Genomic DNA, 25,769 nt, shown 5'->3' on the forward strand with positions numbered 1-25,769 from the left:
AAACAAAAGAAGGGATATTTATTCTGTAATGGAGTAGATGTCCCTTCTTTATTTTTGTTTATGAGACGGAATTTTCGGTATAATCAAATGTGAATAGTAGAAAAGTATTGAAAGGGATGGTATTTACATGAGTACGATTGAGAAATGGACGGCTGTTGATCAATATGTGAGTGATGTATTAATACCGAAAGATTCTACATTAGAAGAAGTACTTCAAGCAAACGCTGCAGCTAATTTACCAGCACATGATGTATCGCCAACGCAAGGGAAGTTTTTGCAACTATTAGTACAAATTCAAGGAGCTCGAAACATTTTGGAAATTGGTACTCTAGGTGGATATAGCACGATATGGCTTGCAAGGGGATTGCCACCTGGAGGCAGAGTTGTTACATTGGAGGCAAGTGAAAAGCATGCTGAAATTGCACGTAGCAATATTGAGCGTGCAAATTTGAATGATATAATTGAAGTGCGAGCAGGATTAGCTTTAGATTCTTTACAGCAAATCGAAAATGAGAATTATAAACCTTTTGATTTTATTTTCATAGACGCTGATAAACAAAATAACCCTACCTATTTTGAATGGGCACTGAAACTATCACGCCCTGGTACTATAATTATTGGTGATAACGTAGTACGTGAAGGAGAAGTTATTGACAATACGAGTAACGATCCTCGCATACAAGGGATACGTCGCTTCTATGAATTAATAGCTGCAGAGCCACGTGTAAGTGCTACTGCGCTTCAAACTGTCGGAAGTAAAGGATACGATGGGTTTGTAATGGCAGTCGTAAAAGAGTGACACGGTTCGAAAGTCTATTACACTTATAGTAGAGTTTAGGGGAGTGAGAGATAATGAATGAAGCAGCGCAACAATACTGGACGGAGTATTGGAAAGATGCTGAGATACCAAAATCGGTGAGTGCATGGAAATTTGGTGATACCCCAAATCGTCTTGCTAAGCAAGTAGTTGACGGAACGAAAACCGCAACTTGTTCTGCATATCTCTTCTATGAATTAAAGAATATACCGTTACCAACTACAGAGGACTACTCTGTTATTTTGGATCACGATGAAAATCCGGTAGCAATTGTAAAGACGATTGAAGTAACAATAGTACCTATGAATGAAATTACAGAAGAATTTGCAATTGCTGAAGGGGATGAAAGCTATAAAAATTGGAAGGAGATCCATGAAAGATATTTCAGAAGTAAATTGAATGAAGTGGGTCATGATTTTTCTGATGATATATTGCTTGTATGTGAACGATTTAGAAGAATAGATATAAAAAAATAGGAGGAGAGAAAATGAAAAAGATGTTTCAAAAATTATAACATGTATCGTGTACAACACAGCTAGCTCGTGGACCTCCAATATACTTGGAAATATAAGCTTATATAAAAATTGGAGGTTAGGAATAGATGAGAACTGAAAAAGACATGCTAGACTTAATTATTAATACAGCAAAAGAGGATGAAAGAATTCGAGCTGTCATCATGAATGGATCACGTGTAAATCCAAATGTGAAAAAAGATTGTTTTCAAGACTATGATATTATGTATGTTGTAAATGATATACAATCTTTTACGTCTAATCATAATTGGATACGTAGATTTGGAGAAATAATGATTGTACAAATGCCAGAAGAAATGTCATTAGTTCCAGCGGACGAAGACGGGAAATTTCCGTATTTAATGCAGTTTATGGATGGAAATCGAATTGATTTAACGCTCGTTCCATTTGATTTGATAAATAAGTTTGTTGGACAAGATAGTTTAAGTGAACTGCTTCTGGATAAAGATGATTGTATTGATGAATTTCCACCAGCAAGCGATAAAGACTACTTAATAAAAAAGCCTACAGAAAAAGAGTTTTTAGATTGCTGTAATGAATTTTGGTGGTGTAGTACGAATGTGGCAAAAGGACTATGGAGAGAAGAACTTTCTTATGCGAAAGGAATACTTGATGGCCCGGTGCGGGATATGTTTATCGTAATGTTAGAATGGCATATTGGTATGAAAACAGACTTTACAGTTAATGTAGGGAAGTTTGGAAAGCTTTTCGAGCAATATATTGAAAAAGATATGTGGGAGCAATTTAAACGGACCTATTCGGATGCTGAATATGAAAACATATGGGAGTCATTTTTTGTAATGGGCGATTTATTTAGAAAAGTTGCGAACGAAATTGCTAACACATATGGGTATCAATACCCGCAAGGTGATGATGACAGAGTGACAGGCTATTTAAAACATGTGAAAGCTTTGCCGAAAGATAGTGCATCGATTTATTAATTGTATAAAGCAGTAAGACTGTCCTAATTATGGACAGTCTTATTTTTGTTCATGAATAATAATTTCTCTAACAAAGTGCAGATGAATCACATATGAAATTTTAGGGAGGTTTTTATCATGTATTATTTTTATTCGTCAGAAATGTTTGCCCCATATCAATGGGGACTAGAACGAGATGTTTCGTACGCCTATATGCCATATCACTCATTTTATTATGGAGACTATATAAGCTCATTGCCATACGCATATATCCCTCAAAACTATACAGTACAAATGAAAGTATATGAGCGTGGATCGTGGACACCATTTTCTTGGGTCGAAAAATATGCGTATGCATTTTCAGGGTCGTACAATAAAGCGGAAGTCGCTCTTACATTTGATGATGGACCAGATTTAGAATTTACGCCGAAAATTTTAGATAAGTTAAAACAACATAATGTGAAGGCGACTTTCTTCTTGCTTGGTGAAAACGCAGAAAAGTATCCGAATGTAGTAAAACGTATTGCAAATGAAGGGCATGTAATTGGTAATCATACGTACAGCCATCCAAATTTAGCGAAAGTAAATGAGGCGGAGTATCGTAATCAAATTATAAAAACAGAAGAAATATTAAATCGTTTAGCTGGTTATGCACCGAAATTTATTCGTCCGCCATACGGTGAAATACTTGAAAATCAATTGAAGTGGGCAACAGAGCAAAATTTTATGATTGTACAATGGAGTGTTGATACGGTTGATTGGAAAGGAGTAAGCGCTGATACGATTACAAATAATGTGTTAGGGAATTCATTTCCAGGTAGTGTCATACTTCAGCATTCAACTCCAGGCGGGCATTTACAAGGATCTGTAGAGGCGCTAGACAAAATTATTCCGCAGTTAAAAACGAAAGGGGCACGCTTTGTAACGCTGCCAAGTATGTTCCAGACATCGAAAGAGAGAAAATAAAATGGATTTTAAATCACTCGGATTGTGTCTGTTATCTACTGATTATTAGCCCACTCGTACGGGCGCCCGACTTCAAACTCACTCATTGCATTTACAGAAATTTGAGGTGGGATTCTTATTGCACGCAAATAGCAGGATAAAGAATAGGAGTCCCAAGTACTTTAAAATGGGAGTCCTATTTTATTTATAAACTATTATTTTTTAGTAATTCTTTTCCTTGTTCTACAACGAATTCATAGTATGCAAGATCATACGGATAAATATCTTCAAATGTTATCGTTATCGGTGTATTGCTTAAAACAGAAATAGCCGTAAAAGATGAAATCTCTCTTTTTAATAGTTGTAGAAAAGGAGTTGCATGTATTTTCATCACATCGTCTACTTCTTCACCTGGTGCAAATGGAAGTGTATTGATGACATTATGAAAATACATATGACAAAATTCACGATCAGTAAGATTTGAAATTTCATAATCTATTTTAAAGATTCCTTTGTATGCTAAATCGGTAGTTTGAAAGAAAAGCCCTAGTTCTTCTTCAATTTCACGAAGACCGCCAATTTGTACATCTTCATTATGCATAATATGTCCAGCTGAAGTAATATCCCATATACCCGGAGCTTCTTTTTTATTTTTAGAGCGTAATTGGAAATATAAAAACATATCTTCAGCATCTTTTTCTACAAACCAACAATGAAATGTTTCGTGCCAATCACCGTCGCGATGCACTTCATCACGTAATTTCTTCCCAAGTATATTATTTTCAGTATCAAATATTGTTAACCACTCTGTCATTTAAATTCCCCTTTCTGCCAATTATATTATACAATATTTGTATTGAATTTTGGGAAAATAAAGAAAAAGGGGTGGGTATAAGTGGGGATAGAGAATAAGGAAATAAAATCGATTATTTCAACAGAGGAAGAGTTACGAAAAATATTGGGGCGACCAAGTGAGCGAGCTTTGAAAAAAGTTATTTCATCATTAGACCATCATTGCATAGATTTTCTGTCTAAATCTCCTTTTCTAGTATTATCTACTGCAAATAAATTAGGAGAGTGTGATGCTTCGCCGAGAGGAGACGCACCTGGATTTGTATACGTATTAAATAATAATAAAATTATCATTCCAGAAAGACCAGGCAACCGTCGTATAGACTCCATTTTGAATATTATTTCAAATCCGCACGTAGGGTTACTCTTTTTGATCCCTGGTCTTGGGGAGACACTCCGAATAAACGGCCGAGCATTCATTACAAACGATGAAGAAATTTTGCAAGAAATGCAGGCAAATGGACGCAATCCGTTACTTGGAATTGTTGTTGAAATAGAGGAATGCTATATTCATTGCGCAAAAGCTTTTATTCGTTCTAAGATGTGGGATTCAGAGTCATGGCTAAATAAAAAAGAGTTACCTTTAGCAGCAAAAATGTTGTTGGAGCATGCGAAAGTGAATGCTTCAGAAGAAGATATTGCACGTTCTTTAGAAGAAAGTTATACGAAAAGATTGTATTGAAAAAAACTTTATTAATATATTTTTAAAGGCGGATTTCTAATCGTTTTGGAATGGAATATTTATATATGAACTGTTGATTTACAAACTGGAGAAATAACGAAATAGGTAAATCGAGAGGTAGTTGCATAATGTTATTGTGAAATATAATAAAATAGTATCTTGAAAATAGTTAGTAAAAATAGGCTTGCTTTTTAAAAAGTTGATAACTATAATAAGTTAACAAATAGACATGAACGAAAAGTAACGATAAGGACACGGAATCATTTTTACGGTTTACAGAGAGGGGAGCCAAGGGTGTGAGCTTCCTAACACGAGAAATGATTTTACCACCTTTGAACTTCAATAGTGAACGAGTAATCTAGTAATTATTGACGGAATCAGCCGTTATCTGAACTTGAGCAATCTAGAAGGAAATAAGTCTGGATTGGAACAAGGGTGGAACCACGAAAACACATTCGTCCCTTTCCTAGGGATGAGTGTGTTTTTTTATTACTTTGAAAGGAGGTGCTGTAACATGAAACGATTTGTACGTACGGAAATAACCACCACCTGCATGATTAAAAAACAGAGCAAGGTGATTGATAGAGATAAAAAATAAAATTGTAGGAGGAGATTAGAAGATGAATAACGTTATTAATATTGGAGTGTTAGGCTTAGGTACGGTCGGAAGTGGTGTTGTCCATATTTTGAAAGAACATTATAAAAAAATTGCACTTGATACAGGGTATGAAGTGAAGGTAAAGACAGTCGTTGTACGTGACTTAGAAAAAGAACGTGATGTTTGCATTGATGGGATCGTAGTAACAAGTCATGTTGATGAAGTTCTAAATGATTCAAATATTGATATTGTAGTAGAGGTAATGGGCGGAATTGAAGAAGCAAAGCAACATATTGTTAAGGCTTTACGAAATAAGAAACATGTCGTGACAGCAAATAAAGATTTAATGGCTGTATACGGTGCAGAACTTCTTCAATTAGCGAACGAAAATGATTGTGATCTATGTTATGAAGCAAGTGTAGCGGGCGGTATTCCGGTGTTAAGAGGATTAACAGACGGATTAGCTTCAGATCAAATTGAAAAAATAATGGGAATTGTAAATGGAACAACAAATTACATGTTAACAAAGATGAGTCAAAAGGGATGGTCGTATGAAGAGGCTTTACAGGAAGCGCAAAAATTAGGTTTCGCAGAATCGGATCCAACAGCGGATGTAGATGGGTTAGATGCGGCGAGAAAGGTAGCCATTCTTGCAAACTTAGGTTTTTCGATGAATGTTTCTTTAGATGATGTGCAAGTAAGAGGGATTCGAAAGGTCGAAAAAGAAGATTTACAAATGGCTGAAAAGTTAGGATTTACTATGAAATTAATTGGTAAAGCAGAGAAACAAGGGTCAGCCATTCATTTAAGTGTAGAACCGACTCTTTTACCAAGTCATCATCCATTATCGAATGTAAATAATGAATTTAATGCAGTATATGTTCACGGTCAAGCAGTAGGAGAAGTAATGTTTTACGGGCCTGGAGCTGGGAAGTTACCAACTGGTTCTGCTGTAGTAAGTGATATTATTTCAATCGTTAAAAATATGAATCAAGTTCCGAAAAGTAAAAGTGCGTTAAAAGAACCAGAGCCATATGAGTTACAAGGGGATGAAGAAGTCGTTTCGAAATATTTCTTACGTATTTCATTACGAGATGAACCTGGGATGTTGCGAAAAATAACAGAATGTTTCGTTAATTATTCTGTAAGTTTAAAAGAAGTGATTCAATTACCTTTAAATCGCGAACTTGCAGAAGTCGTTGTTGTGACACATCAAACTTCAAAGTATCAATTTCAACGAGTACTAGGAGCGATAGAAGATGTCGCAAGTGAAATAAACAGTTATTACATTATTGAGGAGGAAAAACAATATGTATAAAGGATTATTAAAACAGTATGCTTCTTATTTACCGGTGAATGAAAATACACCTGATGTTAGCTTAATGGAAGGAAATACACCTCTTATTCCGCTATTAAATATATCAAAACAATTAGGGATTCAGTTATACGGTAAGTACGAAGGAGCGAATCCGACAGGTTCTTTTAAAGATCGTGGTATGGTAATGGCAGTCGCGAAGGCGAAAGAAGAGGGTTCAGAGGCAATCATTTGTGCATCAACAGGTAATACATCAGCATCGGCCGCAGCATACGCGGCACGCCTTGGAATGAAATGTATAATCGTAATCCCGGAAGGAAAGATTGCACATGGAAAATTAGCGCAAGCAGTCGCTTACGGAGCTGAAATCATTTCAATAGAAGGAAATTTTGATGATGCACTTAAGGCTGTAAGAAATATTGCTGCGGAAGAGCCGATTACATTAGTAAACTCAGTGAATCCTTATCGAATTGAAGGGCAAAAGACAGCAGCATTTGAAATTTGTGACCAGTTGCAAAGTGCACCAGATGTTTTAGCGATTCCTGTTGGGAATGCTGGGAATATTACAGCGTACTGGAAAGGTTTCTGTGAATATGAGAAAGAAAAAGGCTATAAGAAGCCAAGAATTCACGGATTTGAAGCGGAGGGAGCAGCTGCTATTGTAAAAGGACATGTCATTGAAGAACCTGAAACAATTGCAACAGCGATTCGTATCGGTAACCCCGCAAGTTGGTCATATGCAGTAGAGGCTGCTGAACAGTCTCACGGTGAAATAGATATGGTATCAGATGAAGAAATTTTACATGCGTATAGATTATTAGCAAAAACGGAAGGGGTTTTCGCTGAGCCGGGATCAAATGCTTCATTAGCAGGTGTAATTAAACATGTTCAATCTGGAAAAATCAAAAAAGGAGAGACAGTTGTTGCAATTTTAACTGGAAACGGCTTGAAAGATCCTGATATCGCAATTTCTTCTAATACATTAGACATTGCAAGTGTTTCAAATAATATAGAACAAATTAAAGAGCATATTAAAGGGGTGATTATGTCGTGATACCATTAAGTATTCGTGTTCCTGCTAGTACAGCGAATGTTGGACCAGGATTTGATTCAGTAGGAATAGCTTTGTCATTATATTTAGATGTGGTGGTAAAAGAAAAAGCTGATAGATGGCAAGTAATCCATTCCTTTGAAGAATCAATTCCGACAGACGATAAAAATTTAATCGTTAGCACGGCATGTAAAGTATGTCCTTCTTTATCACCTCAAATAATAGAAGTTACTGGTAATATCCCGCTTACAAGAGGTCTAGGAAGTAGTGCATCAGCAATTGTAGCAGGGATAGAGCTTGCGAATCAACTTGGTAATTTGAACTTAACGACTGATCAAAAAGTTCAAATTGCAACAAATTTTGAAGGGCATCCAGATAATGTTGCGGCTTCTATATTAGGAGGAACTGTAATCGGAGCACTTGATGGAAAGAATGTTTCGGTTGTAAGAATTGAAAGTAAGGAATTAGGTGTAATTTCTCTTATTCCAAATGAAGAGTTAAATACAGAGGAAAGCCGATCTGTATTACCAGATGTGTTTCCTTTTCATGAAGCAGTTAAGGCTAGTGCAATCAGCAACGTATTAGTAGCTGCGTTTTGTCAAAAGAAGTGGGAAGTTGTAGGGGAAATGATGGAAAGAGATCATTTTCACGAGCCGTATCGTTTAGAACTCGTACCGCTATTACCCTCAATTCGTAAATGTGCAAAAGAGTTTGGCGCATACGGCACAGCGCTTAGTGGTGCAGGTCCATCTATTTTTATATTAACGCCATATGATAAACGTCAAGAAATTGCTGAACAGTTAGCGAGAGTATTTACGTCTATGAAAGTGTGTGAGCTAGAAATCGATCATAGAGGAATTACTGTAAATAAAGAAGAACATATAGAACTATAAAAAAGCTAGCATTGCTAGCTTTTTTTGTTGTAAATATCTTTTCAGTTGGCATATATAAGAAAAGTAATAATGTATAATTTAGTAAAGCGTGTATTAATTTGGAGGTGATTATATGAATAAAGAGTCACCAGAAGAAAAAAGAGAACGTGTAAGGCAAAGTGAATTGAAAAATAATCCTACCGGTTCTTTACATGATGGACTCAACAGAGCTGAAACAGGTAGTCCAGTTGATATGGCGGGTGGTATGAATTGGAAAGGTACAGCGCTAGTAATTTTAGTGCTAGTTTTAGGGTATATTATATACACTTATTTTTTTAGTTAAGAAATGCATGTTAAAGCTTCGAATTATTTGCTTTTATATTTAGTGGAGATGAAAAAACACGGTTATTGTACTACATATACTTTAAGCAGATTATAGTTGTTCATACACATTTATTTATAATACTCAAAATAGAGCTAGCATTATGCTGGTTCTATTTTTTTGCCACATTCCTGTAACAAAGCTCCTGTATATTCAGTGGTGGAGGTGCAGAAGATGAAAAAAATGATAGCAATATGTCTTCTTACAACGATGCCATTTTCGACTTTAGTCGGGTGTGATGTAAAAGGTAGCAATACTGTACAAGAGTCTAAGGTAAAGAAAGCGACCTATAAAGAGTTCACTTACGATGTAAATCCAGAGACTTTCACGTTAACTGTAGAACATGATGGTGTAAAGGAACAGGCATCACAGCCGTTACCGAAAATGAAGGTGTCGAATGTAAAAAAAGACAAGGGTCGCACATCTTGGGAATATCCAGATCAAAAAGTAAAAGTGAATCTAGAAAAGAAAAAAGATCACTTAAATATTGAAGTGGAATCGACTGGTGCAGAAAGTTTTACATGGCCGAAAGTACAAGCTGAAAATTATACACTTCCGTTATGGGAAGGAAAGCAAATTCCGAGTAATGATGAAAATTGGAAGAAGTTTTTAAAGGATGATGCATATTCATTTGCTGAATCATTTTCTATGAAGTTTTTTGCGTTAAATGGTTCGAAATATTCCATTGTATATATTGCGAACAATATGTTTAATAATGAATTGAAATTTCATTCCGATCCGAAAATAGGATTTGATTTTATACATGAATTCCCGCGTATAAATAAAAATAAAGCATATGGATTTCAATTATATGTGACAAATAATGATGCAGTCAGTATTGCTAAACTGTATAAGGATAATATTGCTCAAAAAGGTGAATTTAAAACATTACAAGAAAAAGCTAGAAAAAATAAAGAGATTGAAAAACTTTATGGTGCGGCTCATTTTTATTTTTGGAATCAAAATGGTTTGTCTGACAGTAACATAAATTGGCCGAAGATAAGAGAACAAATAAATAGTCCTGTGTTTAGTCATATAAAAGGGCTTATTCAAAAGAATAGTTCGGAGCCTGGAGAACTGAGTGTGTTTGAGCAAGTAAGTAAACAAGATTTCATTGATAAGTACCAAAAAAATGTTATTTTGCGTTATGTAAATGAAGTATTATCAATGAAGGAATTGTATAAAAAGGATATTTTCCAAAATGTTGATCAGAAGGCTAGTGAGTTATTAAACAAAGGGGTAGATCACTTATCGAAGATGGAGTTATATAACTTAAATAAGCATGTATTAAAGTCGGCGCTCGGTGATGCGGTTGAAGAAGTAAGTAAATGGGGTAAGGCAGATGGAACGGATATTATAAAGGAAATGAAAGAATCAGGAATAGACAATGCATGGATTGGGCTACCGAACTGGGAACAAGGGTATATGCAGCCTGATTTCGTGACAGAAGCTAAGAAAATAGGATATTTAGTTGGTCCGTATGATTCTTATCATTCTATTCACGAAAAAGCTGATAAAAATTGGAATACAGCTTCTTTTCAGGATTCATCGCTATATGAAGAGGCAACTGTGACGAAGAAAAATGGAGAAAAAGTGCAAGGATTTTTAGGTAGAGGGCGAAAATTAAATCCAACTTTATCTCTTAATAGTGTAAAAGAGCGAATGAACGAGATATTACAAAATGGACCTAAATATAATTCATGGTTTATTGATTGTGATGCAACAGGTGAAATTTATGATGATTATTCGGCCAAACATATAACGACACAAGAACAAGATTTAAAAGCAAGGTTGCAACGAATGGATTATATTGCGCAAGAAAAAGGTATGGTAGTTGGCTCAGAAGGCGGAAATGACTTTGCAAGTAGCACGATTGCATTTGCTCACGGCATTGAAACGCCTGTTATTAAATGGGACGATGAAGATATGAGGAAAAATAAAACAAGTCCGTATTATGTGGGCGGATATTGGTCGCCGAATCAAAATGTTCCAGAAAAATATGCAAAACAAGTACCGTTAAAAGAAGAATATAAACAAGTACATTTAAATCCAGTATATTCGGTACCGTTATATAAATTAGTATACAACGATTCTGTAATTACAACGCACCACTGGGAATGGGGAAGTTTGAAAGTAAAAGATGAGGTAGGAAACCGAATGTTATATGAGTTATTGTATAATGTGCCTCCGTTGTACCATTTAGATGAAGTAGAGTGGAATAAACATAAACAAGAAATTACGCAGCATCTAAAAGTTTGGAATGAAGTTCATGAAAAGGCAGTAAAAGAAGAAATGACGAACTTTGCATATTTGTCAGAAGATAAATTAGTCCAATCTGCCTCATATGGAAAAGATATTAAAATTATTGTGAATTTCTCAAATGAAGAGATAGAAATAGATAAGGTGAAACTAAAAGCAAAATCCGCTTTCATTTATAATCATGGGAAGAAAACAATGTATACACCGTTCGAGAAAAAATAAAATGCAATGTATTGTTGCATTGCTGATTTTTTAGGTGAAAATTGAAGGATTCGAAACGGATAAATTTATAAATCTGTAATTTCGGATGTTGCGAAGTGTTAAATATTTGAAGTTGGAAAATAGTGACTTGCCAAAAATAAGCACGAGAGTATAATGTGAAATGGAATACATATTGGATTCATCATGTAACCTTACAAAAATGTAAGGTGTTTGAAAGGAAATTCAATATGAAGAATACTAGACATACATTATACTAGGGAAAGAGAAAGAGAGGCGAATGAAGATGAGCTCTGAATTAGAACAAAATACGAGAAGTAATAAAAAACGTTCTAAAAGAAGGTCAATAAAATGGTTCATTTTAATTCCATTTTTCCTACTTATTTTTGGAGGAGTAGGATATGGATCATTAATATATAATAAAGCAAAAGCTGTTGTAAGTGATGCGTATGCACAAATTGATAAGTCATCGAAGCGTGATAAAGAAGTTGAACCTTTAAAGGATAACATTTCAATTTTAATCATGGGTGTAGATGGTAGTGAAATGCGAAAAAGTCAATATGGTGAAGCTGTTCGCACAGATGCACTTTTATTAGCAACAATTAATAAAGATGATAAATCAGTTAAATTAGTAAGTATTCCGCGTGATTCACGTGTATATATCCCATCTAGAAAGAAATTAGATAAAATTACACACGCACACGTATTTGGTGGTGTTGAAAGTACACGAGATACAGTGGAAAGATTTTTAAATGTTCCTGTTGATTATTATGTGAAGTTTAACTTTGAATCATTCGTACAAATTGTCGATTCACTTGGTGGTATTGATATTGATGTACCTGTTACTTTCACAGAGCAAGATAGTAAAGACCAAGCGGGTATGATTCATTTAGAAAAAGGCTTCCAACATTTAAATGGAGAACAAGCACTTGCACTTGCAAGAACGCGTAAAATTGATAGTGACGCAATGCGTGGACAAAGACAACAACTTGTAATAGAAGCAATTGCAAAAAAAGCGATGTCTGTGCAATCAATTAGCAAAATGGGCTCTTTACTTGATGCGGTTGATAAAAATATGAAAACGAACTTAACTTTCGATGATATGCTTGCAATTACAAAAAATATGGCAGGATCTAATTTGGAAATGGAAAAAATGCAAATAGAAGGTACGGATAAACGTATCGGAGGTATTTATTATTACATTCCAAACGAAAAAAATGTAAAAGATATTTCGAAAAAATTAAATGAGCATTTAGGTGTAACGCCAAAACCAGTTCGAAATGAATAATAAAAAAAGATTGGCTTTCGCCAATCTTTTTTTATCGGAATGGATTTGTAACTTTTCTGTAACGATTTTTTATTTTAGAAAAATTATACTCATATGTATGAGAATATTGGAGAAGCAAAAAGTAAAGAGAAATAATGAAAATCTGTAATAAGGAAAGATATCATATGCAGAAATGGATAGGCATTATGGGAATCATTTTTATGTTGACTGGATGTAAAATGTCTGAAGCTCCAACAAGTTTAATGAGTGCTCCCGCCAATGAAAAATGGATTAATGAACTAAAAGAGCAAATAGATAAAGATTTGCCTGTTAATTATCGATTGCTTACTCCAATGTCTAATAAAGATAAACAGATGATTTGGTCAATGGATTTTAAACAAGATAATAAGAAAGAAGCCATCTTATTTTATAAATTACCGAATGAAGATCATAGCGTATATTTAGCTGTCTATGAAGAAGTTGGAAATGGCTGGAAAGTAAAGTCCACGCATAGATTTGATGGTGGAGATGTAGATATCGTTGAAGTCGGTGATTTTACAGGGAACGGGAAGCGAGAGTTATTAATCGGAATTTCTGTAAGTCGTGAATCGTTAGAACATGTTATGTATGTTTTTTCGGAAGAAAATGAAGATATGAAGGAAATATATAATCGAAGTTATACGAAGTTATTCATAGAGGATTTAAATAAAAATGGACTGAAAGATATAAGCCTTGTTACGTATGAAAAAGATGAGAAGTTGACAGTTGAGTTTATGGAACAATTTAAAACTTTATCTGAAGCATCATTCGATCCATTTATAAATAGCATTCAAAGAATACAAATGGGCCGCATTTCTGAATCACTAAAGGCGATTGTAATTGACGCAGGTGTTGGCGCTCATTCAGGGATAACATATGTAGCAAAATTTGATAAGGGTCATTATGAGGTATTGCCTATAGATGGGAAAGAAGATTTGTTCAATGAATATGTTGTAGAAAGTAAAGATGTTAATGAAGACGGCATTATTGAATTTGTTCGTACAGTGCGTCCGCAAGGTTGGGAAGATAAATCACATGGTGATAGTCCGCTTTTTGAACGTTACATACAGTGGAGTGAATCTGGAATTAAACCAATTGAAGAAAGATATATCGATATAGAAAAAGGATATTATGTGAAAATTCCTGAAGAGTTAATTGGAAAAATTACGATACCAGATGAGCAAAAGGAATCAAATTCTCAAAAGTTTTTGGAGACAAGTACAAATGAACTATGGCTTGAAGTCCATATATTTAAGCGGAAAGAATGGTTCAAAATAAAAGGATACGAAGCAACAGTTAAAACAGCTTCTCACGTATATGCTGTACCGAAACAATCACATTTTGAAAAAGTGAAAGCATATGTAAAACCGCTAGCGGATTATCAACAAGAGTAGGGAGGTGGAAATTATGCCAACAATTTTAGTTTTAGAAGATGAAATGCCTATTCGTAGTTTTATCGTCTTGAATTTGAAACGTGCTGGATTTTATGTGTTAGAAGCTAGTACGGGAGAAGAGGCGTTACAGATTTTATGTGAACATACTGTTGATGTAGCATTACTTGATGTAATGTTACCAGGAATTGATGGTTTTCAAGTTTGTAAATCCATCCGGGAAGAAAATAAGAAAATAGGTATTATTATGTTAAGCGCACGCGTACAAAATGAAGATAAAGTACAAGGACTAGGAATTGGTGCAGATGATTATATCGCAAAGCCGTTTAGTCCAGTGGAACTAACTGCACGTATACAATCGTTACTAAGAAGAATAGAAGTACATGATGAAAAAGCGAATACGATCATATCTGGCCCGTTTTCGTTAAATGTTATAGAAGAAAGATTATATAAAAGTGGACAGTTAGTTGATTTAACCCCTACAGAGTATATGATATTACAGTATTTGATGAATCAGGCTTCAAAGCCGGTTTCACGTGATGAAATTTTAAATATGATTTGGGGAACGAATTATGTAGGTGAGACGAAAGTAGTAGATGTAAATATGAGGCGGTTACGCCAAAAGATAGAATGTAATCCATCAGAACCTGAATTTATTCTTACTGTGTGGGGAAAAGGATATGTGTGGAAGGAAAGTATAAGATGAAAAGAAAAGTGACTTTATATTTTATGACGGTCATTATACTTATGCTTGTATTATTTGAAGTCGTATTTTCAATCTCCATTTATCGATATTATTATAATGGTATTGCGCAATATATAGAATCTCATGCGAAGACAAGTACACGATTTTTCTCTGAATACAATTCCCTATACTTTATTCGTTTGCAAGAATACAGCGGGGATATAATTGAGAGCTTTCAGTTAGAAGGAACTGAATTACAATTAATTGATCGACATGGTACGATTATACAATCGTCAAGTGGACAAAAGGTAGAAGGTAAAGTAGTTATTCCGTATTCGTTACTAGAAGGAGAAATGTATCATCAAGTGACTGCTACGAAAGAAAATGTGAAACAATTAGAAGTGATTAGTCCACTTATTCATCAAGGACAAACGATAGGTGTTTTGAAATATACGACTGTTTTAACGAGTGTAAATGCAAAGATTATTGAAATTATTATGTTTACTATTTCAGTTGGAATTGTCATTTCTGGTATCGTATTCTTAATCAGTAGACGATTAGCGAATTCGTTTGTTAAACCTATCGAATCTATTATTCATGCTTCTTCACAAATTGCAGAAGGTACATTAAAGAAGAAAATTAAAGAAGATTATCCAGGTGAATTAGGTGAGTTAGCATATAGTTTAAATCATATGTCTAATAAAATAGAAAAAGCGGAACAGATGAAAAATGAATTCATTGCTTCTATTTCTCATGAAATACGAACGCCTTTAACTGGAATTAAAGGTTGGAGTGAGACGTTAAAAACGGTAGATCATTTAACAGAAGAAGAGATAAAGCAAGGCATGGGAATTATTTCAGGTGAGACAGACCGATTGATTCATTTAGTAGAAGAATTGCTAGATTTTTCAAGATTACAATCAAATCATTTTAATTTATATAAACAAAATGTACAAATGTACGATATACTAGAGGAGACGATTTGGCAATTAACTCCTAACGCTGAAGAGAAACAAATTCAATTTATTAATACGATAGAAAGAATTGAATTGATGGGAGATCGAAATAGGCTAAAGCAAATTTTCTTGAATATCGTTCAAAATGCTATTAAATATTCACATGAAAAAGGTACAATTCATATTGAAGCGACTAAAAATGAAGGACAAGCAGTGATCAAGGTGAAAGACGAAGGGATTGGAATTGCTAAAGAGCATTTACCGTATATAGAACAGTCATTTTACCAGATTAATAACAATGCTACAGGTGCAGGTCTCGGTTTAGCCATCGTTAAAAAAATGATAGAGCTTCATGGAGGCACACTTAATTTTATAAGTAAAGAAGGAATAGGAACAACCATTTTGATAAAACTCCCACTATAATACATATATAGGTCTGTTTATATAGTGTAATAAAATAAATAGATGTATAATTATATTGGGTGATTTATATATAAGATTAATAGGGAGAGGAATTCGATAGAATGGAAAAAGCTTTTAAAATTAAACGAGTAGTAGTCGTTTTAATAGCGATTGCAGCAGTAGCTATTGGGTATTTCATGTTTCAATCCATTACTTCACCAGCAAAGGCTGTTGCAAAACAAGAAAACGTAGTACAGCTTGCAAGTGAACAACCGAAAGTAGAAATGAATAAAACGGCACCAAGTCGTTTTAATGGAAAAGAAAGAAAAGTTGCTTATCTTACATTTGATGATGGCCCAGGGAAATATACGGCTGAATTGTTAAATATGTTAAAACAGCATGATGCGAAGGCGACGTTCTTTTTAATTGGAGCGAATGTAAAAGAATTTCCGGATTTAGTGAAACGTGAAAATGCAGAGGGTCATTATGTAGGTATGCATAGTATGACACATAATTTTGCGAAGTTATATAAAAATGGCGAGTATGTAAATGAAATGAAAGAAAATCAAAGCTTAATCGCAAATATTATTGGAAAATCACCTAAATTAACACGTCCACCATACGGTTCGAAGCCTGGATTAAATGAAGGTCTTCGAAATAAAGTGGTAGAGGGCGGTTTTAAAGTATGGGATTGGACAATTGATTCATTAGATTGGAAATATAACAAAATGCAAGTTGATGCAGCGGCAGCACAAATTGCTCAAAACGTATTAACAAATGCAACAAAACCACAGGAAGTTATTTTAATGCATGACATTCACCCACAATCAGTTGCTGCTGTGCCAGCAATTTTAAAAGGGTTAAAAGAAAAGGGTTATGAGTTTGAAGCTTATCATGAAGAGAGTCACTTTCCAGTGAATCTTTGGCATGATAACCGTATGTAATGGAGGAATGAACGTTGAAGTATGGAAAAGTAGCAGTAGTTGGAGCACTATCAGTAGGACTATTAACAGGTTGTTTCGGTGAAAAACCAGAAGAAAATCTATACACAGCTTTTGAAACAGCAGCGACACAAGAAAAATCATTAGTTGATGAAGCGAAGAAATTAGAGAAATTAGAGAATGAAGGTCAAGAGCTATATTCTCAAATTTTACAAGAAGGTAAAGATCATAATGACGCTGTTATGAAGAAAATAGAGCAAGCTACTGCAAATGTAGATGACCGTGAAAAAGTATTGAAAAATGAGAAAGAAATGCTAGAAAAAGCTCAGAAAGAAACAAAATCTGTTCAAGGAAATATAGAGAAGCTTGAAGATAAGAAGTTACAAAAACAAGCGAAAGCGGTAGAAGAGTCGTATAAAAAACGTTATGATGCATTCCAAAAGATGAATGAAAATTATACGAAGGCGTTAGCGACTGAAAAAGAACTGTATGAAAAATTAAAAGTAAAAGAAACGAAATTAAAAGAGATTGGTGAAAAAGTTAAGGCTGTTAATGAATTAACTGTGGAAGCACAAAAATCAAAAGAGCAATTTAACAATTTTACAAAAGAGTATAATGACAGTAAATTAGCATTCTACAAAGATGCAGAGATTAAGATTAAAGATCAGAAATAAAGAAGAATCTTAAGCATAATAAAAAGCCGGAGAAACATCGTTACAAATGTTTTTTCGGTTTTTTACGTTGAATGAATAGAAAAGACTGGAATTGATATCATAAAAGAGTTATAGTGAATTATTCCAAGGGAAATATTGTAAAGTAAGGAGAATGGAAATATGTCATATGAATTTTTACTCAAATTAGGTTTAGCACTCTTTTTAGGATTATTCATCGGGATAGATAGGCAGCTAAAGAATAAACCGCTTGGTGTGAAAACAAGTATGGTTATTTCTGTAGCAAGTTGTTTAATTACGATGGTTTCAATTGAAGCCGTACATGTATATTCTGTTCCAGGGCATACAAATATGGATCCAATGCGTCTAGCTGCTCAAATTGTGAGTGGGATTGGTTTTCTTGGGGCAGGTGTTATTTTACGAAGAAGTAATGATGTTATTTCTGGATTAACGACAGCTTCTATGGTGTGGGCTGCTTCAGCTTTAGGTATAGCAATTGGGGCAGGCTTTTATTTACAAGCGACGGTTGCTATGATTTTAATTATTTTAGCAATTAACGTACTTCCACAACTTGTGAAAATTGCAGGTCCGTATTCATTAAGACAAAAAGATTTATCTATAAAAATTACTGTAAAAGAGCATCATGAGTTAGATGGTATATTTAAGCAAATTAAAAATTTAGGTATGCATGTGAAACGCGTAAAAATTAAAGATATAGATAGTGGAGCATTTCAGCAACTGGAAATGGTTATTTTAGCTCCAGAAGATTTATATACAACAGAGTTATATAGTTCCCTGAAAGAGATTGATCGTGTTGTTTCAGTTGAAGTGGAAAGTAGATAATTATGATAAAAAAGAGTGAAGTGCATTCGCTCTTTTTTATTTGGATTTTTAAGGAAAAAAATTGATATAATGATGAATAACAAGGGGGGAGAAATGATGGAAATACATATTAGAAGAGCGATAAAAGATGATATACGAGGTATAGCAAAGGTGCATGTTGATAGCTGGAAAACAACGTATAAAGGGATATTTGCTGACGAATTTTTAGAAAATATAACATATGAGCAACGAGAAAAACAATGGGAAAACATTTTTCAACAAGAAGATACATACCAATATAGATTTGTAGCAGAGACGTCAGATGAAACAATAATCGGATTCATTGACGGGGGAGTGGAAAGAAGTGGTGCATATAATTGTGATGGGGAATTATATGCGATCTACCTTTTACAAGAGTATCAAGGAATGAAAATAGGACAAAAGTTATTTCAATCTCTATTATCAGAATGTATAAATAATGATATGCAATCACTTTTAGTATGGGTTGTTACGAATAATCCTTCTAAAAATTTTTATGAAAAATTTAATCCAGAAAAAATTGATACAAAATTTTTAGAGCGAGTACAGGTAGAAGAGACAGCCTATTGTTGGAGAGATATAAATAATATTATTATGTAAACTTATTCTTTGAAAGAGGTATGCCAATTAAGGTATATCTCTTTTGTTTAACTATTTTGGATGGATTACTAATGAAAAATAGTAAGTATGTAGTTTGAAATTGAGTATTTTTTTCGTGAATTTTTAACTAGATTAAAGAAAAGAGAGAAAACAAGAAAAATTAAATTAGATAAAAAAATTCTGAAATATACTATTGAATTGAATATCGTTATCAATTAGAATCATAATTGATAACGATATTCAATTGTTGTTTATTATATAAAATTTCGATAGCTTTAATATAAAGAGGAGGACCAATATGCAGCATGCGAAACAAATCGCAGAACATGCAACATTACAAAGTTTTTTAAACTGTTATTTAAGAGAAACAGGGAGTGGAGAATGGATTACAGAGGATGAAAAAATGAAAAGTATCTTCAGTAATACGTTGAATAGAGATATAGTCCCCACATATTTATATTGTCGGCTATCGGCACAACACATTACTTTGTATGGAGAAGTTATATATAAATCAGCAACAGATCGCCATTTGTTTGGAGAACAATTTTATTATCAAATGGGAGAAAATAAGAATGTTATAAAAGCAGATTATGTTACAGTTATTACGTTCTTAATAAAAGAGATGTCTATCAACTACGGAGAAGGGACGAATCCTGCTGAACTTATGCTTCGAGTTATCCGTAGTTGTCAAAATATTGAAGAATTTACAAGGGAGAGAATAGAAGATACATCTGCATTATACGGTTTCCATACATCCTTTATAGAAGCGGAGCAATCTTTATTATTTGGACATTTAACGCATCCAACTCCAAAGAGTAGACAAGGTATTTTGGAATGGAAAAGTGCCATGTATTCTCCAGAATTAAAAGGAGAATGTCAGCTTCATTATTTTAGGGCACATAAAAGTATAGTAAATGAAAAATCATTATTGTTAGATTCTACAACAATAATTCTAAAAGAAGAGTTACGTAATGATGAGATGGTTAGTAAAGAATTTATATCGAAGTATTGTAATGAAGATGAATATTCATTACTTCCAATTCATCCGCTTCAGGCAGAATGGCTATTACACCAATCATACGTACAGGATTGGATAGATCAAGGAGTACTTGAATATATCGGTCCTGTCGGTAAGTATTATATGGCAACATCATCACTTAGGACGTTATATCATCCCCAATCAAAATATATGCTTAAGTTTTCATTTCCAGTAAAAGTAACAAATTCAATGCGTATTAATAAATTGAAGGAACTAGAGAGTGGTCTTGAAGGAAAGGAAATGCTAAATACAGCAATTGGTGAAGTGTTAGAGAAATTTCCAGGTTTTGATTTTATTTGTGATCCAGCATTTATTACATTAAATTACGGGGCAAAAGAATCTGGATTTGAAGTAATTATACGAGAGAATCCTTTTTATGGTGAACATGCAAATGACGCTACTTTAATTGCTGGATTAGTGCAAGATGCTATACCTGGGGAACGTACTCGTTTATCGAATATTATTCATCGACTAGCAGATTTAGAAGGTAGAAGCTGTGAAGAAGTAAGTTTAGATTGGTTTAGACGATATATGAATATTTCTTTAAAGCCGATGGTATGGATGTACTTACGTTATGGTGTTGCATTAGAAGCGCATCAGCAAAATAGCGTTGTTCAGCTAAAGAATGGTTATCCGGTCAAATATTATTTCCGTGATAATCAAGGGTTTTATTTCTGTAATTCAATGAAAGAGATGCTTAATAATGAGTTGGCTGGCATTGGAGAGCATACTGGAAATTTATATGACGATTATATTGTAGATGAGAGATTTCGTTACTACTTAATTTTCAATCATATGTTTGGTCTCATTAACGGTTTTGGCACAGCAGGATTAATTAAGGAGGAAATTCTTCTCTCTGAATTAAGGTCTGTACTTGAATCGTTCCTTCCGTATAACCGTGAACCTTCTACCTTTTTAAGAGAATTGTTAGAAGAGCATAAGTTGGCATGTAAAGCAAATTTATTAACGAGATTTTTCGATGTCGATGAGTTAAGTAATCCTTTAGAACAAGCAATTTACGTACAGGTACAGAATCCGCTTGTTAGAGAAGTGGCTGTACGTTCATAAATAACGTTAAAATTTCACGTAATACAAATAATGGTATTTTTTCGTAAGGCGGGGGAGTTATGAGAGTGGACATGTATCATACGAGAATATTGAAAGCGCTTGAATCAGAAGATTACATTTCAGTACGAAGAAGAGTGTTACGTCAATTAGTAGAGTCGTTAATTTATGAGGGAATTATTACGCCAATTCGCATAGAAAACGAAGAACAAATTCTTTTTCTTATACAAGGACTTGATGAGGACAACAAAAGTGTCACGTACGAATGTTACGGAAGAGAACGAATGACATTTGGACGTATCTCTATAGATTCATTAGTAATAAGAGTTCAAGAAGAAAAACAAGAAATACAATCAGTTTCGCAATTTTTGGAAGAAGTTTTTCGGATTGTTAACGTGGAAAAAACGAAATTAGATTCTTTTATTCATGAATTAGAACAAACGATATTTAAAGATACAATTGCACAATATGAAAGACATAATAAGGTGAAATATACTCAAAAATCGTACGATGACTTTGAAAGCCATTTAATAGACGGTCATCCATATCATCCTAGCTATAAAGCGCGCATTGGATTTCAATATCGTGACAATTTTCAATATGGATATGAATTTATGAGATCAATAAAAATTATATGGATTGCAGCGCATAAGAAATATGCGGCTGTAGGTAATGAAAATGAAGTGATTTATGACAATATTTTAAAAGGTGAGATAGGCGAGCATACATTAGAAGCGTATATGGAACAAATTCACAGTGCGGGATGCGATTCAAAGCAGTACGTGTTTATACCTGTTCATCCTTGGCAGTGGGAGAATTTCATCATTCCCAATTACGCTGATCATTTACAGGATAAAAATATTATTTATTTAGGAAAATCAGAGGATGATTATTGCGCGCAACAATCGATGAGGACGTTAAGAAATGTTACGAATCCAAAGAGACCATATGTGAAGTTATCGCTGAACATACTTAACACTTCAACACTCCGTACGCTGAAACCATATTCAGTTGTGAGTGCACCAGCTATATCGAATTGGTTAAGCGATGTCGTAAGTCAGGATTCTTATTTAAGGGATAAATCGCGCATTATTTTTCTAAAGGAATTTTCGAGTGTAACGTATGATACGAATAAGAAAGCCACATATGGTTCATTAGGATGCATTTGGCGTGAAAGCGTTCATAAATATTTAAATGAGAAAGAGGATGCGGTTCCCTTTAACGGCTTATATGCAAAAGAGAAAGACGGGACACCAGTTATTGATGCATGGTTAAACAAATATGGGATAGAAAATTGGCTACGATTACTGATTCAAAAAGCGATCATACCAGTTATACATCTTGTTGTAGAGCATGGAATCGCATTAGAATCACACGGACAAAATATGATTTTAGTTCATAAAGAAGGGCTACCTGTCCGTATTGCATTAAAGGATTTCCATGAAGGACTTGAGTTTTATCGTCCATTCTTAAAAGAAATGAATAAATGTCCAGACTTTACTAAAATGCATAAAACGTATGCGGATGGAAAAATGAATGATTTCTTTGAAATGGATCGTATTGAATGTTTACAAGAGATGGTATTAGATGCACTGTTCTTATTTAATGTAGGAGAATTAGCTTTCGTACTTGCAGACGAATATGATTGGAAAGAAGAAAGTTTTTGGATAATAGTTGTCGAAGAAATTGAAAATCATTTTAGAAAATATCCACACTTGAAAGATAGATTTGAAAGTATTCAGCTATACACTCCTACATTCTATGCTGAGCAATTAACGAAGCGTCGATTATATATGGATGTGGAATCGCTTGTTCATGAAGTTCCAAATCCATTGTATAGAGCAAGACAACTTATGAAACAAAAATCAGTTGTTACAGGGGGAAATTATGCTAATCGTTAATAAACAAGAGTATAGCAAAAGTGATTTTGATTTGAGATTACAAGTTTATGAGGAAATGGAACAATTTAAAGAAGCAGAAGGAAATAGATTTGCGCTTTGTCTGAAAGATCCATTCGATATTATTACGCTTGTTTTTTTCTTAAAAGAAAAGAAATTATCAGTATTGCTTATACATGAAGATACGCCAAAAGAAACGGCTATTGAAATGGCAAAGCGTGCAAATTGTATCGGGATATTATATGGAGAATATGGCGATTTTACGAAATTAGAAGTAGTGAACGCTTTACTCGAAGAGCCTTCTTTATTGCAATATAGTTCTGGAACTACCGGAGAACCAAAACTGATTCGTAGAGCATGGGCGGAAGTGGATACAGAAATTACGGCTTATAATGAAGCTTTAAACTGTGAAGTAGATGAAGTGCCGATTGTTATGGCTCCTGTTTCACATTCATACGGACTAATATGTGGTACGTTATCTGCAATTACGCGGGGAAGCAAACCTATCATCATTACAAATAAAAACCCTAAATTCGCCTTAAATATAGTTCGCAATACAGAAAAACATATCATATATGCAGTACCACTTATGTTACATATTATGGGGAGTTTCCCGCAAGGAACGTTTCAGTTTCATAAAATTATGACATCCGGAGCGCCTTTGCCAGAAGCATTGTTTTATAAACTAAAAGAAACGACAACATATATGATGCAGCAATACGGTTGTTCTGAAGCAGGTTGTATTAGTATATGTCATGATATGAAAAGCCATTTAGATTTAGGAAATCCACTACCTCATGCGAGTATAAGCATAGGTTCAGATGAAAATATGCCTGAAGAAATCGTAGTGAAAATGAACGATAAGGAAATTTTCACGAAAGATTTGGGGTATAAATCTGAGCGCGGCCTTCATTTTATGGGGCGCATGGATGATGTGATTAACGTTTCAGGATTAAAAGTCTTTCCTATAGAGGTAGAAGAAACGATGCTTCGACTAGAAGGTGTTAAAGAGGCAATTGTATATCGAGGGAAACATCCTGTGATGGGCGAAATAGTTAAAGCGAAAGTAATCTCTCATATTGATCCGGTTCGAATAAGAGAATGGTGTATACAGCATTTACCAGCTTATAAAGTTCCACATGAGATTGAAAGTGTAACTGAAATTCCGAAAAATAAAACTGGAAAAGTAAGTAGAAAGTTACTAGAGATGGGAGAGGTTACAACATGAGACGTGAAACATTAAAAAATGAAGTATTGAAAATTATGAAAGAAAAAATGGAACTAAAAAATGTAACGCATTTAGAAGAAACGATGCGTTTAAACCAAGATTTATATATAGATTCGGTAATGATGTTACAACTCATAGTTTACATAGAAATGGATGTAAAGCTATGCGTTCCAGAGGATGAGGTAGATCCAAAGGCATTTCTTACTGTAGGATCTTTACTTGATTTTATGGAGGAGCTACAGCTGGTATAAGAAGTAAATGTGAATAATTAACCTTTAGGAAAGTGGATGAGAATATGACTTCAATTAAAGTTCACTGTTTAGTGAGTTGTTTTTGTGAAATTATAAAAAGGCGTAGCGATATAGATTTCCGTCCATTTTATTTTGGATTATGGGACGGCGATTTTGATATAACAGAAGGCGGAATTATTTCGTATCACTCTGAAAACATTAACCATGATAATTACTTACTATGGTATGAAAAATTGTATGGTATGAAAGTGAACGAATGGTATGATCATGCAAAAGATAAAGATAGCAATGTAGAGACGTTTTTACAATTAGTAGAAAACAAGCCAGAAAATCGCTATGTCATTGTAATGGTTGATATGTCTCTATTGCCAGAGAGGGAAAATAAATTCCATCAAAAACCGTTTCCGCATTATTTAATGATATCGAAGACAGAGAAAGAAGAAGAATGGTTCATGCTAGACCCTGATTTTCGTTGGGAAGGGAATATGGAAAGAGAAAAAGTGCTTTACTCTGTTCAAGATAACCCATTTGGTGGAGGGTATTTCATTGATGTAGAAGAAATTCAGGAGCCAACAGAAGAAATGGTAGCGAGTTATTTCATAGAAACTTTCAAAAGAAATGACAATGAACTGACTATGGAGCTGAAAAATTTAATTATAAAAATGGCAAATGAAGAAGATGGGTATTCGCTTTCTGGTCTTGTAGCGGCAGTCAAACAAATACCAGTACTTGCGATTCGTAAATATAGTTATGAACATGCCTTTGCATACTTCCGTGAAACGTTGCAATATTCGGAGCAAGAGTTTGATTATTGGTGTGATCGGGTAGAGGATATTGTACAAGGATTTACAAATGTACAGTATCGAGCAATTAAAATGGCAATGACGAATAATAAAGGTATGTTATTATCAATTGTTGAAAAGTTGGATGAAATGAATGCAATTGAACTGCAAATTAAGGCTGAATTAGAGAGACAGTTTTTATCATGGAAAGAAATGAAAACAAACCAGTCTGTCTTAGCATTTTAAAA

General features: G+C 34.1%; 24 protein-coding genes and 1 other annotated feature. Of the genes, 23 read left to right on the forward strand and 1 reads right to left on the reverse strand.

The window, feature by feature from the left end; translation table 11 throughout:
- Positions 1-127: 127 nt before the first annotated feature.
- The 4 genes from DN393_RS01170 (at position 128) to DN393_RS01185 (ending at position 3,236) form a co-directional block, all read left to right on the forward strand.
- Positions 128-799: an O-methyltransferase gene (locus tag DN393_RS01170; RefSeq protein ID WP_064476343.1), complete on the forward strand. Its 672-nt coding sequence runs from the start codon at positions 128-130 to the stop codon at positions 797-799.
- Positions 800-852: 53 nt separating this feature from the next.
- A complete protein-coding gene (locus tag DN393_RS01175; RefSeq protein ID WP_064476342.1) occupies positions 853-1,293 on the forward strand; it encodes an ASCH domain-containing protein in 441 nt (146 codons plus the stop codon).
- Between the two features lie 125 nt (positions 1,294-1,418).
- Positions 1,419-2,291: an aminoglycoside 6-adenylyltransferase gene (locus DN393_RS01180; protein WP_064476341.1), complete on the forward strand. Its 873-nt coding sequence runs from the start codon at positions 1,419-1,421 to the stop codon at positions 2,289-2,291.
- A gap of 117 nt (positions 2,292-2,408) precedes the next feature.
- Positions 2,409-3,236 carry a peptidoglycan-N-acetylglucosamine deacetylase gene (locus DN393_RS01185; RefSeq protein WP_064476340.1) on the forward strand — a complete coding sequence of 276 codons (828 nt, stop codon included), beginning with the start codon at positions 2,409-2,411 and terminating at the stop codon, positions 3,234-3,236.
- Positions 3,237-3,420: 184 nt separating this feature from the next.
- On the opposite strand, the gene DN393_RS01190 is transcribed toward DN393_RS01185, so the two are convergent.
- A complete protein-coding gene (locus DN393_RS01190) occupies positions 3,421-4,029 on the reverse strand; it encodes an NUDIX hydrolase (protein ID WP_064476339.1) in 609 nt (202 codons plus the stop codon).
- Positions 4,030-4,110: 81 nt separating this feature from the next.
- Between DN393_RS01190 and DN393_RS01195 the strand changes: the two genes are divergently transcribed.
- The 19 genes from DN393_RS01195 to asbE all read left to right on the forward strand — a co-directional run bounded on the left by DN393_RS01195 (position 4,111) and on the right by asbE (position 25,767).
- Positions 4,111-4,749 (forward strand): pyridoxamine 5'-phosphate oxidase family protein, encoded by a 639-nt coding sequence (locus tag DN393_RS01195; RefSeq protein ID WP_064476338.1) that lies wholly within the window; start codon positions 4,111-4,113, stop codon positions 4,747-4,749.
- Positions 4,750-4,983: 234 nt separating this feature from the next.
- Positions 4,984-5,215, forward strand: a binding site (T-box leader).
- A 154-nt stretch (positions 5,216-5,369) separates the two neighbouring features.
- Positions 5,370-6,665 carry a homoserine dehydrogenase gene (locus DN393_RS01200; RefSeq protein ID WP_149173263.1) on the forward strand — a complete coding sequence of 432 codons (1,296 nt, stop codon included), beginning with the start codon at positions 5,370-5,372 and terminating at the stop codon, positions 6,663-6,665.
- Positions 6,658-7,716, forward strand: a complete 1,059-nt coding sequence (gene thrC / locus DN393_RS01205) for a threonine synthase (RefSeq protein WP_098096288.1) — start codon at positions 6,658-6,660, stop codon at positions 7,714-7,716. Before DN393_RS01200 ends, thrC begins: the two co-directional genes overlap by 8 nt.
- Positions 7,713-8,606: a homoserine kinase gene (gene thrB / locus DN393_RS01210; RefSeq protein ID WP_048559639.1), complete on the forward strand. Its 894-nt coding sequence runs from the start codon at positions 7,713-7,715 to the stop codon at positions 8,604-8,606. The genes thrC and thrB overlap by 4 nt, the downstream gene beginning before the upstream one ends.
- Positions 8,607-8,718: 112 nt before the next feature.
- The gene (locus DN393_RS01215) at positions 8,719-8,928 is read left to right on the forward strand and encodes a DUF6366 family protein (protein WP_064474235.1); all 210 of its coding nucleotides are present in this window, start codon (positions 8,719-8,721) and stop codon (positions 8,926-8,928) included.
- A 213-nt stretch (positions 8,929-9,141) separates the two neighbouring features.
- Entirely contained in the window at positions 9,142-11,448 is a 2,307-nt protein-coding gene (locus tag DN393_RS01220; protein ID WP_149173264.1) for a glycoside hydrolase, read from the forward strand.
- Positions 11,449-11,731: 283 nt separating this feature from the next.
- Positions 11,732-12,733: an LCP family protein gene (locus DN393_RS01225; protein WP_000093639.1), complete on the forward strand. Its 1,002-nt coding sequence runs from the start codon at positions 11,732-11,734 to the stop codon at positions 12,731-12,733.
- A 164-nt stretch (positions 12,734-12,897) separates the two neighbouring features.
- The gene (locus DN393_RS01235; RefSeq protein WP_064474233.1) at positions 12,898-14,145 is read left to right on the forward strand and encodes a hypothetical protein; all 1,248 of its coding nucleotides are present in this window, start codon (positions 12,898-12,900) and stop codon (positions 14,143-14,145) included.
- Between the two features lie 13 nt (positions 14,146-14,158).
- Positions 14,159-14,848 (forward strand): response regulator transcription factor, encoded by a 690-nt coding sequence (locus DN393_RS01240; RefSeq protein ID WP_064474232.1) that lies wholly within the window; start codon positions 14,159-14,161, stop codon positions 14,846-14,848.
- Positions 14,845-16,206, forward strand: a complete 1,362-nt coding sequence (locus DN393_RS01245) for a sensor histidine kinase (protein WP_149173265.1) — start codon at positions 14,845-14,847, stop codon at positions 16,204-16,206. The genes DN393_RS01240 and DN393_RS01245 overlap by 4 nt, the downstream gene beginning before the upstream one ends.
- A gap of 101 nt (positions 16,207-16,307) precedes the next feature.
- A complete protein-coding gene (locus DN393_RS01250) occupies positions 16,308-17,129 on the forward strand; it encodes a peptidoglycan-N-acetylglucosamine deacetylase (RefSeq protein ID WP_064474230.1) in 822 nt (273 codons plus the stop codon).
- Positions 17,130-17,143: 14 nt separating this feature from the next.
- Positions 17,144-17,800: a YkyA family protein gene (locus DN393_RS01255; protein ID WP_064474229.1), complete on the forward strand. Its 657-nt coding sequence runs from the start codon at positions 17,144-17,146 to the stop codon at positions 17,798-17,800.
- 159 nt (positions 17,801-17,959) lie between these two features.
- Positions 17,960-18,640: an MgtC/SapB family protein gene (locus DN393_RS01260; protein ID WP_000119503.1), complete on the forward strand. Its 681-nt coding sequence runs from the start codon at positions 17,960-17,962 to the stop codon at positions 18,638-18,640.
- A 96-nt stretch (positions 18,641-18,736) separates the two neighbouring features.
- The gene (locus tag DN393_RS01265; RefSeq protein WP_000402429.1) at positions 18,737-19,258 is read left to right on the forward strand and encodes a GNAT family N-acetyltransferase; all 522 of its coding nucleotides are present in this window, start codon (positions 18,737-18,739) and stop codon (positions 19,256-19,258) included.
- Between the two features lie 298 nt (positions 19,259-19,556).
- On the forward strand, positions 19,557-21,365 hold the full coding sequence (locus tag DN393_RS01270; RefSeq protein ID WP_064474228.1) for an IucA/IucC family protein: 1,809 nt from the start codon (positions 19,557-19,559) through the stop codon (positions 21,363-21,365).
- A 59-nt stretch (positions 21,366-21,424) separates the two neighbouring features.
- Positions 21,425-23,263, forward strand: coding sequence for an IucA/IucC family protein (locus DN393_RS01275; protein ID WP_149173266.1), 1,839 nt, complete (start codon positions 21,425-21,427; stop codon positions 23,261-23,263).
- On the forward strand, positions 23,250-24,488 hold the full coding sequence (gene asbC, locus DN393_RS01280) for a 3,4-dihydroxybenzoic acid-AMP ligase AsbC (protein ID WP_064474226.1): 1,239 nt from the start codon (positions 23,250-23,252) through the stop codon (positions 24,486-24,488). Before DN393_RS01275 ends, asbC begins: the two co-directional genes overlap by 14 nt.
- Entirely contained in the window at positions 24,485-24,739 is a 255-nt protein-coding gene (gene asbD, locus DN393_RS01285) for a petrobactin biosynthesis protein AsbD (RefSeq protein ID WP_064474225.1), read from the forward strand. Before asbC ends, asbD begins: the two co-directional genes overlap by 4 nt.
- Before the next feature lie 44 nt (positions 24,740-24,783).
- On the forward strand, positions 24,784-25,767 hold the full coding sequence (gene asbE, locus DN393_RS01290; RefSeq protein ID WP_064474224.1) for a petrobactin biosynthesis protein AsbE: 984 nt from the start codon (positions 24,784-24,786) through the stop codon (positions 25,765-25,767).
- Positions 25,768-25,769: the final 2 nt, after the last annotated feature.

The organism is Bacillus sp. BPN334 (genome assembly GCF_008368885.1).
Taxonomy (GTDB): Bacteria; Bacillota; Bacilli; order Bacillales; family Bacillaceae_G; genus Bacillus_A; species Bacillus_A wiedmannii.